Raw genomic sequence first — 15,839 nt, 5'->3', positions numbered from 1 at the left:
GGCATTCCTGCGCTGATGAGCCTGCCACGACAAAGGAGAGCGCGATGACCACGACCAGCGAGACGAGGGGCAACTTCGGCGGCCTGTGCTACACGCCGGACTGCCCGGAGACCAACGCGATGGGGTCCTCGATCTACCACGCGGGCAACGACCGCAACCGGTGCAAGGGGTGCCTCGACGCGCTCGACATCCTGATTCCGGCCATACCGCGGGAGGTGTGGCGCCTACGGCTGGTGAACGACGAGGCGATGAGCGCCCACGTGCGCCACGTCGTGGCGCTGCCCTATGACGAGCTACGCGAGCGCGCGGCGCCGCTACTGGAGCGCAAGGAGCGCGCGTACCAGGACTTCGCGCGTTTGGCGCGGGCGGCGGGGGACGGAGCGTTGGTGCGCGACCTCGTCGCGCGCATCGTCGAGGTGCCGCATCTGGTGATCGACTCGACGGTGACCAACTTCTGGGTCCGCCACTTCAACGAGGCGAGGAAGTAAGGCGAAACCCGGCCGGCGCCGGGTCCGTGGGGCTGGCATCCCTGCGCTGATGAGCCTGCCACGAGGAGGATTGAGTGCAGCACACCATCCAGGAGCGCTTCCAGCAGTTTCACCTGGACAACCCAGAGGTCTTCGAGGCCCTGGAGCGTCTCGCCGGCGAGTGGTTCTCGGCGGGGATGCGCAAGCTTGGGGTGAAGATGCTCTGGGAGACGATGCGGTGGGAGCGCAGCAAGGCTGCCGCGCCGGGCACGTTCGCCCTGAACGACGCCTACACCAGCCGCTACGCGCGGGAGTTGGTGAACCGGCACCCCGAGTGGGCGCCGTACATCGAGCTGCGCGAACTGAGGGCCGCCTGATGCCGCCGCCCGAGCCGATCATCAAGCGCGGCGAAGAGGTCCGCGTGACGTCGGAGACTGGCGGGGAGAAGGGCAAGAAGCTGGCCTCGGTGGGCAGCCTCGACCCCAAAGCCCTGCTCGTGCTGGCGGAGGCGTCCGGGTTCGGTGCGGCGAAGTACTCGCAGCACAACTACCTGCGCGGCTACGCCTGGAGCCTGAGCTTCGACGCCTGCATGCGCCACCTGCTGGCGTTCTGGGCTGGCGAGGAGCTGGACCCCGAAAGCGGCCTGCCGCACCTGGCGCACGCCGCCTGGCACTGCCTGGCGATGCTGAGCTTCATGCTCCGGGGCATCGGCACTGACGACAGGTTCGACGCGCCCAAGCGCCCCCGCCAGTGACGGCAATTCGTGTAACCCTCGTCAATCAGGTTGCCCACAGCTGTCCGATTGGGTAACCTGAGAGACGACAGGGAGGGAGCTGCAACAGTGAGTAACAAGAGCCCGGACGGCGCAGGCGTTCCCGTCGCGCAGGGACCGCCCTTCGAGGACGGGGACGACGTCGTCCTCCGTGCTCATCCTGAGTCTCAGCTCTTCGCCATTATCGGGAAGGCCGAGATCCCCAGTGTCGAGGGTGAGCACTACTTCGGCCGCGCTGAGAACGGAGGCGTGGTTCTTCTTCGTGCGGCTGACATCATGCTCGCGCCGACACCCGAGGAAGGCGTCCCCGCGTTCGTCTCGGGAGAGCCGGTGTGCATTCTGTCCACCGCGTTTCCTGGTTGGGCGCCGGTCGGATCGACGGGCATCGTGAACGACGTCTCCCGCGGCGTGGTCTACGTCCGCATGACCGAGTCGGCCCACGTCATCCCGTTCGACCCCAAGGACCTTCAGGTCGTGCACGCCTCACGGTGGCATGGCCGATTGGGTAACCTGAGTGGTCAGGTTGCCCAGTGAGGATCACGCCTCGCAAGCATGAGGTCGCGGCCCTCGTGGAAGTGCTGGAAGACGGCAGCTACGAGTCCGCAGAAGCCCTAGCGAAAGCCGTGATCAAGCGCGTAGGCGAGGTGCTCGCTGACCGCGAGTTCTACGCCTGGGTGCACCGCTTCGGTCCGGGCGAGATGCAACTGGCCTGGGGGCCGTTCACCTCGGACTCCGAGGTCGTCAAGTTCGCCACCAAGGCGAAGCTCGGCGGCCAGTCAATGTCGCTGCGGCTGTGCAGCACAGGCGCCTTCACGGAGCGCCTCAAGAAGAACCCCGGCGTCCCGGTCGCGGCATGCGATCAGTGCTTCCACCTCCAGGGCGCGCACGAACTGGCCCGCTACGGCGGCAAATGCTCCGTCCGCGGGTGCACCTGCGGGCAGGACCAGCAGTAGTCCCTTTCTCCCCTCGCTCGGGCCGCTGTCGGAGGCGGCCCGAGTGCATCCCTTCTGGAAGTGACCTTGTGAGCAGCTTCAAGACGGTTTCCCATGTCTGGTGCGAGCCCTGCGGAAAGCGAGGCTTCACGGAAGACCATGACGCCGAGAGGGCTCTCGGCCGTGCACGCGCTCGTCGAGAGCGCTGGGCAGACCAGAACAATCCGGCCTCTCGGCGCGGCATGAAGCGCGAGAACCGGATCTACGAGTGCCCCGAGGGCCTGCTCCACCTGACCGAGCTGTCGCGCCGAGTGCACAACGCCCGCACCGCCCGCCAGCCGGAGGTGGCCGCGTGAGCTGCCAGACGTGCTTGGCTCGTCGCTTCGCGCTCTCGTCGGAGACGGGCAACCTCACCCGCGTAGCCCGGATCGCGGTGCGCAACGAGACTAGCCGCAATCTCGCGTTCGTGACCGCCGCCAAGGCTGCGGTCAAGTCCGCAAAGACGGCCCTCGCTGAACACGAGGCGCAGTGCGAGGTGGCCGCGTGAGCAGCAAGCTCCATCGCGCCTTGGAGGCAGTCCAGGAGGCCGTCTACGAGGAGAACGAGCGTGGCGGCGAGGCCCGCGGACTCCTGGCGGAGATCGGGCGTCTGGTCGGGGTCAACCTCGGTGAGAACCCGCTCGGTGGCCAGACCTGGAGCCTGGCGAACATGTGCCGCGTCGTGGATGCGGTCGACGGCCTGCGCCGGCAGAACGCGCAGCTTCGCGGCCTCCCGCCGGACGGCTTCGCGCCGGGCGCGCTCCGCGAGAGTGTCGACTTCCGGGTGCGTGGCTGGTGAGCGTCCCGCCCTACCGCCGCGTCCCCTTCTTCGTCACGGTCGGCGACCTGCCCGCCCAGCTCGTCGGCTACCTCGACCGCCGAGCGCTGGAGGCGGACTCCGACGCGGCGCTGGTCTCGATCCTTCGCGATGTCGCAAACGAGATCGAGCGCCAGGTCGATGAGGAGCGCGGCCAGTGATCCTCTGCTGCAAGGGATGCCGGGCGGCCTGGTTGTCGCCTGGCATCGACGAGGACGGCTGGTTCGAAGCCATCCGCTGCACCTGCCCGGTCGGCGCCGAGCCCGAGTTCGAGGACCTCAGCAACTACGTCGTTGGCGCCCTTCAGCGTCACGCCGCCGCGCTCTACGAGGCGTGCGAGCCGTCGCTGTCGCCGTGGCCCGACGACCCGGACGGCTCGACGCTGAGGTTTGCCGGCGTGATCCGCGACCTCCTCGACTGGGTCGCCGACATGGCGGCCACCCCGTTCGGCTCCACCTTCGTGGGGCAGGCCCTCTCCCTGGAGCTCCACCTCGTCATCGCGAGGTCACTGGAGCTGCTCGACCCCCAGCCCGTCAGCCCTGTTCCCTCCACTAAGGACGGTTCTGCTCAGTGAACACCGGTCCCACCACTCGCAAGGCCCCCGAGCTTGCCCACGAGGGCGACCTCCTGATCGTCGGCTTCCCCGAGGAGCGGCGCCACTACCCGCAGTTCCGCCATCAGCAGGTCATGGCGGCCTCCACGCCCCTGCTGTTCCGCTTGCAGGGTCGCAAGTTCCGCCGCGCCTTCTTCACCAGCAACGCGCAGAGCCTCCGCGGCTTCGATCGCGTCGAGGACCTGCTCCACGAACTGGTCGCGCGCGGGCTCGGCGAGATGGTCGTGCACGCGGACGCCTACGAGCGCCTCAAGGCGGAGGACGAGGCCGGCGAGGTCGAGACGGGGGAGCGATACGCCTCGCTGCTCCAAGCCCTGCGTCAGGACAGGGCGTTCGAGGCGTGACACTCGCCGAGCTGGACCGGCTCGCGCAGGACTACCTCGACGAGCACCCGCCCCCACCCCTGAACGACCTCCAGGCCGCGCAGTTGCGCCGCCTGTTCAGCACCGAGCCGCCCCGACCCGCGGGGCAAGAGAGGATGGCCGCGTGAGTCAGCTCGCCGCCCTGCTGGCGCCCGACGCCCGCGAGGACAAGCTGCCCCGCTGGGCTCGCGAGAAGCTGGACCGCCTGCGCGACTCGGCGCAGATCGCCGCCCGCGAGGTCGAGTACGCCGACCGGCGGGCGGAGGAGGCCAGGCTCGCCACCCGCCCGGAGGAATCCGACGCGGTTCTGGTCGCGGCCAGCGACGAGGTGCCGATCGGCCTGGGCAAGGAACCGCGGGTCAGGTTCCGGCCGAACGCGCCGGACAGCAGGTACATCGACGTCTGGCTTGAGCACGACGTGATCTGGGTGCGAGGCCCCTGGGAGCTGGCCATCCATCCCTACTCGGGCAATGTGGCCAAGCTGACCTCGCGCTGATCGAACCCGGCGGGACATCCGAAGCTGGATGTCCCGCCTTTCCCTGTTCCGGTTGCACGCTATTTGGTTCCGCGGACCCGCGGGCACGTCCACCGGATGCGGTCAACTCACAGCAAGAAGGCCCCTCCCGGTCTCGGGAGGGGCCTTCTGTGTCTCCAGCTACTTCGCCTTGCCAGCCCAGGTGATCTCGACGTTCTCGATCCCGAGGAAGGGCTTCAGGCCCCGGCCCGGCGTCTTGACCCGGATCTCCGGCATCAGCGCCTTGATGATCTCGCGCTTGCGGCCGATCGGCAGGAGAGGCCGGTCCTCCTCGTCCGTGCCATACCAGCGCTGCTCGATGTCATCGCGGCCGGCAAGCTCGACGAGTACCTGCGACTTGCCCATCCGCTCCAACTCCGCCTGGATCGCCTCCAGGCGTGCCTTCAGTGCGGACGAACCTGCCGTGAGCTGCGCGAGGGTGATCAGCCCGCCAGCGAACGCCTCACTCAGCTCCTTGAGGCGCGTGCTGGCAGTGAGCTGCTCCTCGCGCAGCTTCTCCAGGCGACCGCCGTCCGCCTTACCGAGCAGGCTTGGCGCGTCAGCCTGCATGAGGCGGCGCAGCGCCACGCGCTCGATGAACGTGTCGACATCTTGTCGCTCGATCACCGTGCATTTGCTCGACGCGCTGCACTCGTAGACCTTGGTCGTGCACCCCGCATCCTTGCGGGCCTTGCGGGTGGTGGCACGCATCGGCGCCCCGCAGTCGCCGCACAGTGCGATCTTGGTGAGCAGGTTCAGCGGTTTCATGCCGCTGGCGAGCAGGCCAGCCGGGCGCATGTCCTTGCCTCGCATCTTCAGCAGGTGCTGGAGCGAGTTGAACACGGGCTCGGTGAGGATCGCCGGCCACTTCGCGTCGGCGACGACTTCGCCGCGGTAGACCCGCTTGCCGACATACCGCGGGCTGGTCAGCACCCTCTTCACACCGGAGGAGGACCACGTCGTGATTTTCCCGTTGCGGCGCTGGGAGGTGGTGAAGCCCTTCTCCGCCCACTCGCGTGCGATCCCCGACAGTGAGGCGTTGCTGTTGAGCAGGTCGTCGGCCGCCTTGCGGATGGCCTCGGCCTCGTCGGGCACGATGTCGGTCTGGTCGCTCGTGTATCCGAACGGCCTCATGCCGACCGTGCGTCCGCCGCTTGCAGCTCGTTGCCGGTTGCCAGAGCGCTGCCTCTCGCCCTTGCGCTCGACCTCGGCGCGGGCGACTGCGGCCAGGATGCGAGCGACCATGCGGCCCACGTCTGTGGTCAGGTCGATGTCGCCCGTTGCGGTGGCCACACCCACGCCGTGCTTGTCGCTGAGCAGGATCAACTGCTCCAAGTCGTTCATGTTCCGCGTGATGCGGTCCAGGTGCCAGGCGACCACTACATCGACCGCGCCGGACGTGATCATCTCGCCGACCTGCAACCAGCCCTTGCGGGCCTTCTTGCCGTAGGCCGACACCGAGTTGTCGATCACGACGTCGACCAGCGTCCAGCCGCGGGCGACGATCAGAGCTCGGCACGCCTCCTCCTGGCGCATCACCGAGCTGTGCTCGCCCGTGATGTCGAGCGAGGCGCGGCAGTACACGACCGCCCGCTTGATCCCCAGCGGTGAAGGGCTGTGCGTCTTGGGGGCGTTCAGCTCAGGCACCGATCCTCTCCTCTCCATCGGTTGCGTTCAGGACCTGGCGCAGCCTGCGGTCGGACACGCCAAGCTCGGCGGCCACTGCCGCCTTGGTGGGCTTGCTCGGGGAGTCGAGGAGTTCCATCGCCCTCGCGCGCAAGACATCGGAGGGCACGCGCTTCCGCTTACCTTCCTGGGCCTGCTCGATCGGCACGATGTCTGCGGCCGGAACTTCCGGCGTCACTCGCTCCGCTACCGGCGCCTGCGCCTGAGGCGGAACTTCCGCTTTCGGCTCGACGACCGGAACTTCCGGTGCTCGCCTTCGTGGAACTTGAGCAACCGGAACTTGAGCAACCTTAGACTGTTCCGGAAGTTCCGACAAGGTTGCATCATCAGGTTGCCCAATTGGGGATGGTGAAACGACCGGAAGCTCAGACAGGACGAGCTTGGTCAGGGCCATGAACGCCAGCGTCGGCACTGATGAGAGCAGCCACCCGGATGGGCTCGGAGTCGCGACGGCGAGCTGAGCGGCGAGGGAGAGCAGACTCGCGCCCACCAAGATGGCGAGCGGGTACGTAGTGCCGCGACCACTGCGGCGCCGCTGACGGATGGTGAGTAGCGCGGCGATGGGCACCAGCTCGGAGACCGCGGCGTTGACCCACCCGAATGCGTCAGGGGTGGCTGCCGGCAGGTGGATCATCGACCACTCGTGCACGTGCGTGAAGCTGACCGCGCCTGCCGCGCAGCCGACAGCGCCGAGGATGAGGACCTGCGCGCCGCGCTCGATGCGCTCCGCTCGGGTCGGACTGGGTGCGTTTGGGTACGCCAAACTAGGCTCTTGCATGGGTCGGGGCCTCTCCCGATCAAGGGTCCGGTGCCGGTGTTCGCAGCACCGCCCGGACCCGCTCTACTTGAACTCTCTCAAGTTAGCCAGATCGGCACATCTTGGTGAGGATCTCGAGCGACTCGCGCCGCTCACCCCTGAGCGCGCGGCCGAGCACCGACTCCGCGGCGGTGTTGGCGTAGACGTCGGCGGTGTCGAAGGTCGTGATCCCCGACTCCAGCGCCGCCTTCACGCACGCGTGGGCCTGCTCCTCCTCGACCTGGGAGCCGTGGGTGAGCCAGTTGCCGTACGAGATCTCACTGATGGACAGGCCGCTGCGGCCGAGTCGACGGAACTTCATACCTCCGAGCTTAGCCGAAGTCGTTCGTGCTGCTAATGAACTTCGGGTGCCCGCCAGACCAGCGAATACCGCCAGAACACGTGCCTGCGGATCCGCGCGCCGGGCACGATCTCCGCTGCCGCCGCGCGGATCTCCGGCAACGTCGGAGCTGTCGTCACGATCGGCATCTCGGGGTCGTGCGGCGAGCCGCCGGTGCCCCGCACGGCCTTCGCGAGGCCGACGACCGCGTTCGCGGGCAACGCCACGAGCTCCACCGCCCGGTCCGCCCACGTCGCGGTCAGGTACAACCCGACGACGACCAGCGTGCCGCCCGGCTTCGTCAGCGCCGCGAGCCTGGCGAGGCCTTCACGCAACGGCAGGTGGTGCAGGCTCGCCTCCGCGGTGACGACGTCGTACCGCTCCAGGTCGTGCGTGAGCACGTCACCGTGGATCCACCGCACGCGGTCGCTCGTCGCACTCGCTCGCTCGATCATGCGCGCGCTGGCGTCGATCGCGGTGACCTCGTCCGCCCTGATCGACCGCGCCAGGTCACCGAGACCGCACCCGACGTCCAGCGCCGCCCCGGCCCCGGACGGCAACTGCCGGAGGAGCCGGCGGCGGTACCACTCGTTGTGGTTCCACCGCAGCCTCTCCGGCAGCTGGAGCTTGCGCGGCTTCCCGCGCACCTACTTGACGGCCTCGCCCGGCTTCACCCGCGGCTTGGGCACGCGGAGGCGGCGCAGCTGGCTCGCGCGGATGAACGAGTACCAGCCGATGGAGATGCCCTTGATCGGCTCGGTCGGGAACTTCGCCCGCACCTTGCGCGTGACGAGCCTGCCGAGCACGAGGCCCTCGATGACCATCGCGATCAGCATGAACGTCGTCGCCAGCGTCGCGTACCGCTGCACGGCCAGCGACGGGGTCAGCAGCGCCACGAACACCAGGATCGCGAGCGGCATGAACAGGCCCATGAGGTTGCGGCGCGAGTCGACGAGGTCGCGGATGTACGCCTTCACCGGACCGCGGTCGCGCGGCAGCAGGTACTTGTCCTCGCCCGCCATCATGCGCTGACGGCGCTCGACGGCCGCGGCACGGCGCTCTTCCTTGCTCACCTTGTTGCCGCGCATGCGCTTGAACGCCTCGCGCTGCGTGCGGGGAGGCGGCGGAACGGGACCGGAACGCCTGCCCTGGGCCTCACGCCGCTTGGGCGTGGGCCGGCCCTTGCCCACGGAGGGGGAGGACTCGGCCTCGGTGGTCGGCTCGGTGGCCGGGGCTTCGGTGTCGGCGGCGTTGCGGCGCAGGAACCTCACGGCAACAGGGTAGGACAGCGGTCCTTCTGTACCTTTCGCGAGGTGCGCGTACTCATCGCCCCGGACTGCTTCGGCGGCACCCTGACCGCCCGCGAGGCCGCCGACGCCATCGCCACCGGCTGGCACGAGGCCAAGCCCGACGACGTCGTCGTCCAACGCCCGCTCGCCGACGGGGGTCCCGGTTTCGTCGACGTCCTGCAGGCCGCGACGGAGGGCGACGTGCGGCACAGCACCGTCACCGGCCCGCTCGGCGACCCCGTCGAAGCGCGCTGGCTCAGCAGTGTGCACACCGACGGCCGCCGCGTCGCGTACATCGAGTCCGCCGAAGCGTGCGGCCTCCACCTCATCCCGGCCGAGGTCCGCCCGGAGTACTGCGAGACGGCCACCACGCGAGGCGTCGGCGAGCTGATCGCGGCAGCTGTGGCCGACAACGATGTCATAACGGTCGGCCTCGGCGGCTCCGGCACGACCGACGGTGGCGCCGGCATGCTCGCCGCACTCGCCGACGCGGGCATCGACCTGACTGATATATCGCTTGTGGCGGCATCCGACGTCGAGAACCCGCTCCTCGGGCCGCACGGCGCCGCGCACACGTTCGGCCCGCAGAAAGGCGCCTCGCCGGAGGCCGTCGAACGCCTCGAAGCGAAGCTCGCCGCCATGGAGGTCCTCCACCCGGTGGCCGACGTGCCGGGCGCCGGAGCGGCGGGCGGCCTGGGCGCCGCACTCCTCTCCCTGGGCGCGGCGGTGACGTCGGGCGCGGGACTGGTCCGCGAGCTCACCGGCCTCGACACCGCCCTCGACGACGCCGACCTGGTCATCACCGGCGAGGGCAGCTTCGACTGGCAGTCGCTGCGCGGCAAGCTCATCACCGCCGTCGCCTCGGGCGCCGCCGACCGCGGCATCCCCTGCATCGCCATCGCGGGCCAGGTGAGCGTCGGCCGCCGCGAGATGGGCGCCGCCGGCGTCCAGGTCGCCTACTCCGTCTCCGAGCACGTCGGCTCCGTGCACAAGTCGATTGCGGACGCGCGCAAAAGTCTCGTTGCAACGGCCAGGCACGTCGCGCGGCAGTGGTCGCGCTGAGCGCGGGGAACCGACTGATATATCGGTCGGCCGGAGCGTGGTCTACGTGACAGTCGACACCCAGGGCGGCAAAGGGTGCCGTTGTGGGACCATGGGAAGCGGAACAAGGCGGGGAACGCCCGTGTTGTTGATGGGTGACCGCCCGCAGAGGACCTCTTAGGAGAGCCATGACGACCGCTCAGGATGCCGCTTCGACCTCCCAGGCGCCGAGCCACGGCGTGACGCTGACCGATGCGGCCGCCGTCAAGGCCAAGGCGCTGCTCGACCAGGAGGGCCGCGACGACATGCACCTGCGCATCGCCGTCCAGCCCGGCGGGTGCGCGGGCCTGCGCTACCAGCTGTTCTTCGACGAGCGTTCGCTCGACGGTGACGCGCTGGTCGACTTCAACGGCATGAAGGTCGCCGTTGACCGCATGAGCGCGCCCTACGTCGAAGGCGCTGTCATCGACTTCGTGGACACGATCGAGAAGCAGGGCTTCACGATCGACAACCCGAACGCCGGCGGGTCGTGCGCCTGCGGCGACTCGTTCCACTAAGGCGAACAACGCATGAGGCCGCGTTCCCGCATCGACGGGAACGCGGCCTCACGCGTGTGTGGACCAGGAATCAGACGCCGTACTCGGCGAGACCTTCGACCTGGTGGGCGCACCGCTCGTCGACCTGCCACGGCGCGGCCGCGCGCGGGGCGGGGAGGGGGTGCTCGGGGTGGGTCAGAGCGAAGGGGAGCTGCGCGCAGTCGTCGATCAGCTCACTCATCGTGGTCGCCTCAGGGATCGTCACGCCCTGACCGTATTGGGACGGCTTGACCTGGGATAGCCCTACCAAACGGTAGTCTTCACAGCTGCACTCGTCCGGGTGAGCTGTCACCCAGCGCAACAAGGAATGAGGACTCGACGTGCCCCTAGCCGTGTGCGGCAGCATCGCGACCGACCACCTGATGCACTTCCCGGGTCGTTTCGCGGACCAGTTGGTCGCGGAGCGTCTCGACCGCGTGTCGCTGAGCTTCCTGGTCGACGACCTCGTAGTCCGCCGCGGTGGCATCGGCGCGAACATCGCGTTCGGGCTCGGCGTGCTCGGGGTGCGGCCGGTGCTCGTGGGCGCCGTCGGCAAGGACTTCGACGACTACCGCTCGTGGCTCGAGCGGCACGGCGTCGACACGTCCGGCGTGTACGTGTCCGAGGTCGCGCACACCGCGCGGTTCGTCTGCACGACGGACGACGACATGTGCCAGATCGCGTCCTTCTACGCCGGCGCGATGGCCGAGGCCCGCAACATCGAGCTCTCGCCGATCGCCGGCCGCGTCGAGAACCTCGAGCTCGTCGTCATCAGCCCGGACGACCCCGCGGCCATGCTCCGCCACGCCGAGGAGTGCCGTCAGCGCGGCTACCGGTTCGCCGTCGACCCCTCGCAGCAGCTCGCCCGCATGGACGGGGAGCAGGCGCGCGCGTTCGTCGAGGGCGCCGAGTACCTGTTCAGCAACGACTACGAGTGGGAACTGCTGCTGCAGAAGACCGGCTGGACCGAGGCGGACGTCCTCGCCGGCGTCGGCCGGCGCGTCACCACGCTCGGCGCCAAGGGCGTCGAGATCGTCGACCGCGACGGTTTCGCGCTGCACGTCCCCGCCGTCCCCGAGGTCGCGAAGACCGACCCCACCGGCGTCGGCGACGGCTTCCGCGCGGGCTTCCTCGCCGGCACGGTGTCCGGCCTGAGCCTCGAACGCGCAGCTCAGCTGGGGTCGTTCATCGCCGTCGAGGTCCTCGAGACCGTCGGCACGCAGGAGTGGGTGCTCGAGCGCGACCCGGCCCTCGCCCGCATCCGCGGTGCATTCGGCGAAGAAGCAGCTGAGGAGATCGCCCCCGTCCTGCCATGATCGGACAATGGGGACGTACCTGTTCGGCGACTCCGGTGAGTCGCTCGACCCGAAGTTCGACGCGCTGAGCTCCCTGCTCGACGCGGGCACGTTCGCCCGCGTCGAGCAGCTCGGCGTCGCAAACGGCTGGCGCTGCCTCGAGGTCGGGGGCGGGGGTGGCTCGGTCGCGAACTGGCTCGCCGACGTCGTCGCCCCGTCCGGCCACGTGACGGTCACCGACATCGACGTCACACGGCTCGAGGAGCGCGACAACGTCACCGTGCTCGAGCACGACGTCGTGTCCAACATCCTGCCGGGCAACGCGTTCGACCTGGTCCACGCCCGGCTGGTGCTCTTCCACCTCCCGCAGCGCGACGCCGTCCTGCGCAAGCTGCGCGACTCGCTGCGCCCCGGCGGCTGGCTCGTGCTCGACGAGTTCGACTGCCTCCCGCTCGAGGTCCTCTCCGCCGCTCCCGACGACGCGAAGCTGATCATGCGGGTGAAGAACGCCCTGCTGACGCTGCTCGAACACGCGGGTGCCGAACTGGCGTGGGGCGCGCGCATCGAGAGGGCGCTCCTCGACGCCGGCCTGCACGACGTCAGCGGCTCCCGCGAGGTGCGGGAGTGGCAGGGCGGCTCCGCCGGCTGCCGCCTGCTCGCCGCGACCGCCCGCCTGGTGCGCGCGAGGCTGCCGCTCACCGACGACGAGTTCGACCGCTACCTGGAGCTGATGGCGTCGCCCGAGACCGTCGTCAGCTCGTACGCGATGTGCAGCGCCCAGGGACGCCGCTGACGCAGGAGGGCCCCTCCGCGGAGGGGCCTCCGACGCTAGAGCTTGACCGGGTAGTGCGGTTCCGGCACCACCGGCTTGATGCGGTCCTCGACGAAGATGCCGTGCCAGATCATGAACACCAGCAGCGCCCAGATGCGGCGGCTGTGGTCGAGCACGCCGGAGCGGTGCTCCTCGATCAGGCGCAGCACCGCGTTCTTGTCGATGTACCGGTCCGTCTGCGACGAACGCACGACGTCGACCGCCCAGTCGTGCATCTCGTCCTTGAGCCAGTGCCGGATCGGCACCGGGAAGCCCAGCTTGCGGCGGTTGAGCACGTGCGCCGGCACGATGTCGCGGATCGCCTTGCGCAGCGCGAACTTCGTCGTGTCCTTGGTGATCTTCAGCTCGCTGGGGATCTGCGACGCGATCTTGAAGACCTCGGGGTCGAGGAACGGGACGCGCAGCTCCAGCGAGTTCGCCATGGTCATCTTGTCGGCCTTGACCAGGATGTCGCCGCGCAGCCACGTGAACAGGTCGACGTGCTGCATGCGCGTGACCGGGTCCCAGTCGCGCGACTCGCGGTACGGCCGGGCCGTCACGTCCATGTGCGACACCGACGGGTCGTACGTCTTCAGCACCTGGCGCAGGTGGTCGTCGAGGAAGATGCGCGCGTTGCCGTAGTAGCGCTCCTCCAGCGTCAGGGCGCCGCGACGCAGCAGGTCCTTGCCCCGCACGCCGTGCGGGATCTTCGTGGAGACCACGCCCATGGCCTTGCGCAGCGCGCCCGGCACCTTCTCGAAGCCCGCCAGCGACAACGGCTCGCGGTAGATCGTGTACCCGCCGAACAGCTCGTCCGCGCCCTCACCGGACAGCACGACCTTCACGTGCCGGCGCGCCTCGCGGGCGATGAACCACAGCGGCACCAGCGCCGGGTCGGCCACCGGGTCGTCGAGGTACCACGTGATCAGCGGCAGCGAGTCCATCATCTCCTGCGCGCTGACCGTGCGGACCACGTGCTTCACGCCGATCAGCGCCGCCGACTCCGCGGCCACGTCGACCTCGGAGAAGCCCTGGCGCTCGAAGCCCGTCGTGAACGTGATCAGGTCCGGGTTGTGCTCCTTGGCGAGCGCCGCGACGACCGTCGAGTCGATGCCGCCGGACAGGAACGAGCCGACCGTCACGTCCGCGCGCATGTGCTTGGCGACCGAGTCGCGCAGCGCCGCCGTGATCTCGTCGTAGAGGGCGTTCGCCTCGCCTTCGCTGCGCACGGTGCGCACCTTGAAGTGCGCCGGGAAGTACCGCTCGAACTTCGGCGACTCGCCCGGGACCAGCGTGAACGAGTGCCCGGACTCCACGCGGAAGATGTGGTCGTGCAGCGAGGCGGGCTCCGGCACGTACTGCAGCGTGAGGTAGTGCTGCAGGCCCTTGACGTTCATCTTCGGCACGATGCCGATCGAGGACGCGATCTCCAGCAGGATCTTCTTCTCGCTGGAGAACGCGACGCCCGCCTGGCCCTGCGCCCAGTACAGCGGCTTGATGCCGAACGGGTCGCGCCCGCCGAAGACGACCTCGCGCTCGGAGTCCCAGATCATGAACGCGAACATGCCGCGCAGCTTCGTGATCGCCGCGGGGCCGTAGTAGTGGTACGCGGCGACGATCGTCTCGGTGTCGCCGTCGGTGTGGAAGACCGCGCCGAACGACTCGGTCAGCTCCGCCCTCAGCTCCAGGTAGTTGTAGATCTCACCGTTGAAGTTGATCGTGTACCGGCCCGGCGACTCCGGCGGGCCCCAGGTCAGCGGCTGGTGCGAGTGCTCGATGTCGATGATGGAGAGGCGGTTGAAGCCGAACACGACCTCGTCGACCCGCCTGGTGCCGCTCTCGTCCGGCCCGCGGTGCCGCATGCAGCGCAGCGCCGCCTCCACCGCCGGGCGGGCGCTCTCGGCCTCGTTCTCGCTGGGGCAAACAAGTCCTGCCAGGCCGCACAAGGCTCTCGCACCTCTCAAGAAACATGAAGGGGAAGACCACGGGGAAGTCCCCAGTATGCCGAAGGGGCTCTGTGTGACCGAAACTGCACCGCAGCGGCGGTGCCCCCAAGGGGTGAGCGCGGTTGCGCTGGGCTACGCTCCCGCTTGATCCGTTGGCATGGAACGAGGAGGCGGGCGAGCAGTGGGCCTGAAGGAGGGCACCAGGGCATCCCGGCTGGCGAAGACCGCTGGGCTGGTAGGCCTGGTCGGTATCGGGGCCACCGGTTGCTCCACGGACGAGGTGCTGCGCTTCGGATGGCCGGTGGCCGTCACGCCGCAGGCCGAAGCGATGCGGGAGCTCTGGACCTGGTCCGTGATCGCCGCGCTCGTCGTCGGCGTCATCGTGTGGGGTCTGATCGCGTGGTCGGTGGTGTTCCACCGCAAGAAGTCGGAGGAACTGCCCCGTCAGACGGCGTACAACCTCCCGCTGGAGATCGTGCTCATCGTCGTGCCGACGGTGATCGTGGCGGTGTTGTTCTACTTCACCGCCGTGACGCAGAACTACGTCACGGACAAGTCGGGCAAGCCCGACGTGAACGTCGACGTCATCGCGTTCCAGTGGAACTGGGAGTTCCAGTACCCCGACCACAAGACCGAAGAGGGCAGCGTCGTCAGCACGGTCGGCACCTCGGGCGAGGTCCCGGTCATGGTGCTGCCGGCCGGCAAGCGCATCCAGTTCACGCTGCGCTCGACGGACGTCATCCACTCGTTCTTCGTGCCGGAGTTCCACTTCAAGCGGGACGTCTTCCCGCAGCCGGAGAAGAACAACCAGGACAACGTCTTCCAGATCGACCAGATCGACCGTCCCGGTGCGTTCGTCGGCCGGTGCGCCGAGCTCTGCGGCTCCTACCACGCCGTGATGAACTTCGAGGTCCGCGCCCTGGAGCAGGACGACTTCGAGAAGTACATCGAGCTGCGCAAGCAGGTCAACGGGAAGACGGGCAAGCCGTACACCACGGCCGAGGCCCTCTCGCAGGTCAACTGCGGTGAGCTGTGCGCGCCGCTGGCCACGACGACCACCCCGTTCAACACCGACCGGACGGCCCGCGAGGCCTCCGGCGCGGGTCAGAAGTAGGGACGCTCCGCGATGAAGATCGAAGCTCGCGTATTCGACCTGGTGATGGCCTTCTCGTTCCTGATGGCCGTCGTCTACGGCTACTGGACGCACCTGGCGACCGGCCACGTCGAGCCCACCGGCACGGTGGCGCTCGCGCTGACCGGTGGCCTGGCCCTCATCACCGGCACCTACTTCCGGTTCGTCGCCCGCCGCATCGAGGTGCGGCCCGAGGACAACCCGGACGCCGAGGTCTCCGACGGTGCCGGTGAGCTGGGCTTCTTCAGCCCCGGCTCGTACTGGCCGGTCGGTCTCGCCGCCGCGGCGGCGACCACGGGTGTCGCGGTGGCGTTCTGGCACGTGTGGCTGCTCGTGATCGCCATCGTCATGGTGCTGATCGCGGTCGGCGGCCTGGTGTTCGAGTACCACACCGGCCCGAACCACGACTGATC

The 15,839-nt window shown here is 68.9% G+C and carries 24 protein-coding genes, 1 other RNA gene and 1 pseudogene; 19 read left to right on the top strand and 7 right to left on the bottom strand.

Annotated elements, in window-relative coordinates; genetic code table 11:
- The first annotated feature begins 44 nt into the window (after positions 1-44).
- The 13 genes from V1227_RS18765 to V1227_RS18705 all read left to right on the top strand — a co-directional run bounded on the left by V1227_RS18765 (position 45) and on the right by V1227_RS18705 (position 4,497).
- Positions 45-488, top strand: coding sequence for a hypothetical protein (locus tag V1227_RS18765; RefSeq protein WP_329793858.1), 444 nt, complete (start codon positions 45-47; stop codon positions 486-488).
- Positions 488-552, top strand: an RNA gene (locus tag V1227_RS18760) — hammerhead ribozyme type II. The genes V1227_RS18765 and V1227_RS18760 overlap by 1 nt, the downstream gene beginning before the upstream one ends.
- Positions 553-562: 10 nt before the next feature.
- Positions 563-844 (top strand): hypothetical protein, encoded by a 282-nt coding sequence (locus V1227_RS18755; protein ID WP_266038160.1) that lies wholly within the window; start codon positions 563-565, stop codon positions 842-844.
- Complete coding sequence (locus V1227_RS18750) at positions 844-1,221, top strand: dATP/dGTP diphosphohydrolase domain-containing protein (protein ID WP_329793857.1); 378 nt, start codon at positions 844-846, stop codon at positions 1,219-1,221. The genes V1227_RS18755 and V1227_RS18750 overlap by 1 nt, the downstream gene beginning before the upstream one ends.
- An 87-nt stretch (positions 1,222-1,308) precedes the next feature.
- On the top strand, positions 1,309-1,773 hold the full coding sequence (locus V1227_RS18745; RefSeq protein WP_329793856.1) for a hypothetical protein: 465 nt from the start codon (positions 1,309-1,311) through the stop codon (positions 1,771-1,773).
- Positions 1,770-2,192: a hypothetical protein gene (locus V1227_RS18740; RefSeq protein WP_329793855.1), complete on the top strand. Its 423-nt coding sequence runs from the start codon at positions 1,770-1,772 to the stop codon at positions 2,190-2,192. Before V1227_RS18745 ends, V1227_RS18740 begins: the two co-directional genes overlap by 4 nt.
- 331 nt (positions 2,193-2,523) lie before the next feature.
- Positions 2,524-2,718, top strand: a complete 195-nt coding sequence (locus V1227_RS18735) for a hypothetical protein (protein WP_329793854.1) — start codon at positions 2,524-2,526, stop codon at positions 2,716-2,718.
- Positions 2,715-3,008 (top strand): hypothetical protein, encoded by a 294-nt coding sequence (locus V1227_RS18730; RefSeq protein ID WP_329793853.1) that lies wholly within the window; start codon positions 2,715-2,717, stop codon positions 3,006-3,008. Before V1227_RS18735 ends, V1227_RS18730 begins: the two co-directional genes overlap by 4 nt.
- Positions 3,005-3,187: a hypothetical protein gene (locus V1227_RS18725; protein WP_329793852.1), complete on the top strand. Its 183-nt coding sequence runs from the start codon at positions 3,005-3,007 to the stop codon at positions 3,185-3,187. The genes V1227_RS18730 and V1227_RS18725 overlap by 4 nt, the downstream gene beginning before the upstream one ends.
- Positions 3,184-3,600 (top strand): hypothetical protein, encoded by a 417-nt coding sequence (locus V1227_RS18720; protein WP_329793851.1) that lies wholly within the window; start codon positions 3,184-3,186, stop codon positions 3,598-3,600. Before V1227_RS18725 ends, V1227_RS18720 begins: the two co-directional genes overlap by 4 nt.
- Positions 3,597-3,983 (top strand): hypothetical protein, encoded by a 387-nt coding sequence (locus V1227_RS18715; RefSeq protein ID WP_329793850.1) that lies wholly within the window; start codon positions 3,597-3,599, stop codon positions 3,981-3,983. Before V1227_RS18720 ends, V1227_RS18715 begins: the two co-directional genes overlap by 4 nt.
- Entirely contained in the window at positions 3,980-4,129 is a 150-nt protein-coding gene (locus V1227_RS18710) for a hypothetical protein (protein WP_329793849.1), read from the top strand. The genes V1227_RS18715 and V1227_RS18710 overlap by 4 nt, the downstream gene beginning before the upstream one ends.
- The gene (locus V1227_RS18705) at positions 4,126-4,497 is read left to right on the top strand and encodes a DUF7239 family protein (RefSeq protein ID WP_329793848.1); all 372 of its coding nucleotides are present in this window, start codon (positions 4,126-4,128) and stop codon (positions 4,495-4,497) included. Before V1227_RS18710 ends, V1227_RS18705 begins: the two co-directional genes overlap by 4 nt.
- Before the next feature lie 159 nt (positions 4,498-4,656).
- On the opposite strand, the gene V1227_RS18700 is transcribed toward V1227_RS18705, so the two are convergent.
- From V1227_RS18700 to V1227_RS18680, 5 genes and pseudogenes are all read right to left on the bottom strand, one after another.
- On the bottom strand, positions 4,657-6,162 hold the full coding sequence (locus V1227_RS18700) for a recombinase family protein (protein WP_329793847.1): 1,506 nt from the start codon (positions 6,160-6,162) through the stop codon (positions 4,657-4,659).
- The gene (locus V1227_RS18695) at positions 6,155-6,964 is read right to left on the bottom strand and encodes a hypothetical protein (protein ID WP_329793846.1); all 810 of its coding nucleotides are present in this window, start codon (positions 6,962-6,964) and stop codon (positions 6,155-6,157) included. Before V1227_RS18695 ends, V1227_RS18700 begins: the two co-directional genes overlap by 8 nt.
- A 112-nt stretch (positions 6,965-7,076) precedes the next feature.
- Positions 7,077-7,319: pseudogene (locus tag V1227_RS18690) on the bottom strand (aldo/keto reductase); the annotation flags it as partial.
- Positions 7,320-7,351: 32 nt separating this feature from the next.
- Positions 7,352-7,984, bottom strand: a complete 633-nt coding sequence (locus V1227_RS18685) for a class I SAM-dependent methyltransferase (protein WP_329793845.1) — start codon at positions 7,982-7,984, stop codon at positions 7,352-7,354.
- Positions 7,985-8,608: a DUF3043 domain-containing protein gene (locus V1227_RS18680; RefSeq protein WP_329793844.1), complete on the bottom strand. Its 624-nt coding sequence runs from the start codon at positions 8,606-8,608 to the stop codon at positions 7,985-7,987.
- Positions 8,609-8,650: 42 nt separating this feature from the next.
- Between V1227_RS18680 and V1227_RS18675 the strand changes: the two genes are divergently transcribed.
- On the top strand, positions 8,651-9,688 hold the full coding sequence (locus V1227_RS18675; RefSeq protein WP_329793843.1) for a glycerate kinase family protein: 1,038 nt from the start codon (positions 8,651-8,653) through the stop codon (positions 9,686-9,688).
- 167 nt (positions 9,689-9,855) lie between these two features.
- Positions 9,856-10,224 carry a HesB/IscA family protein gene (locus V1227_RS18670; protein WP_236223474.1) on the top strand — a complete coding sequence of 123 codons (369 nt, stop codon included), beginning with the start codon at positions 9,856-9,858 and terminating at the stop codon, positions 10,222-10,224.
- 70 nt (positions 10,225-10,294) lie between these two features.
- Here V1227_RS18670 and V1227_RS18665 read toward each other — a convergent pair whose 3' ends face one another.
- A complete protein-coding gene (locus V1227_RS18665; RefSeq protein WP_157984678.1) occupies positions 10,295-10,468 on the bottom strand; it encodes a hypothetical protein in 174 nt (57 codons plus the stop codon).
- Positions 10,469-10,625: 157 nt separating this feature from the next.
- Here V1227_RS18665 and V1227_RS18660 point away from each other — a divergent pair, with 157 nt between their 5' ends.
- Positions 10,626-11,558 (top strand): carbohydrate kinase family protein, encoded by a 933-nt coding sequence (locus V1227_RS18660; RefSeq protein ID WP_329794060.1) that lies wholly within the window; start codon positions 10,626-10,628, stop codon positions 11,556-11,558.
- A gap of 7 nt (positions 11,559-11,565) precedes the next feature.
- Positions 11,566-12,330, top strand: coding sequence for a class I SAM-dependent methyltransferase (locus V1227_RS18655; RefSeq protein ID WP_329793842.1), 765 nt, complete (start codon positions 11,566-11,568; stop codon positions 12,328-12,330).
- A 35-nt stretch (positions 12,331-12,365) separates the two neighbouring features.
- Here the strand turns inward: V1227_RS18655 and asnB are convergent, their stop codons facing one another.
- Positions 12,366-14,294: an asparagine synthase (glutamine-hydrolyzing) gene (asnB, locus tag V1227_RS18650; RefSeq protein ID WP_329793841.1), complete on the bottom strand. Its 1,929-nt coding sequence runs from the start codon at positions 14,292-14,294 to the stop codon at positions 12,366-12,368.
- Between the two features lie 181 nt (positions 14,295-14,475).
- On the opposite strand from asnB, the gene ctaC reads away from it, so the two are divergent.
- Both ctaC and V1227_RS18640 read left to right on the top strand, forming a co-directional pair.
- Positions 14,476-15,408, top strand: coding sequence for an aa3-type cytochrome oxidase subunit II (gene ctaC / locus V1227_RS18645; protein WP_329793840.1), 933 nt, complete (start codon positions 14,476-14,478; stop codon positions 15,406-15,408).
- Positions 15,409-15,420: 12 nt separating this feature from the next.
- A complete protein-coding gene (locus V1227_RS18640; protein ID WP_329793839.1) occupies positions 15,421-15,837 on the top strand; it encodes a cytochrome c oxidase subunit 4 in 417 nt (138 codons plus the stop codon).
- Positions 15,838-15,839 lie beyond the last annotated feature (2 nt).

Origin of the sequence: Lentzea sp. DG1S-22 (assembly GCF_036321065.1) — a bacterium.
In the GTDB taxonomy this organism is placed as follows: domain Bacteria; phylum Actinomycetota; class Actinomycetes; order Mycobacteriales; family Pseudonocardiaceae; genus Lentzea; species Lentzea jiangxiensis.
This window is presented reverse-complemented; position numbering and strand designations above follow the sequence as displayed.

Coding starts and splice junctions, on each gene's coding strand:
- V1227_RS18765 (WP_329793858.1), top strand. CDS start 45: ATGACCACGACCAGCGAGACGAGGGGCAACTTCGGCGGCCTGTGCTAC.
- V1227_RS18750 (WP_329793857.1), top strand. CDS start 844: ATGCCGCCGCCCGAGCCGATCATCAAGCGCGGCGAAGAGGTCCGCGTG.
- V1227_RS18670 (WP_236223474.1), top strand. CDS start 9,856: ATGACGACCGCTCAGGATGCCGCTTCGACCTCCCAGGCGCCGAGCCAC.
- V1227_RS18660 (WP_329794060.1), top strand. CDS start 10,626: ATGCACTTCCCGGGTCGTTTCGCGGACCAGTTGGTCGCGGAGCGTCTC.
- V1227_RS18655 (WP_329793842.1), top strand. CDS start 11,566: ATGGGGACGTACCTGTTCGGCGACTCCGGTGAGTCGCTCGACCCGAAG.
- V1227_RS18640 (WP_329793839.1), top strand. CDS start 15,421: ATGAAGATCGAAGCTCGCGTATTCGACCTGGTGATGGCCTTCTCGTTC.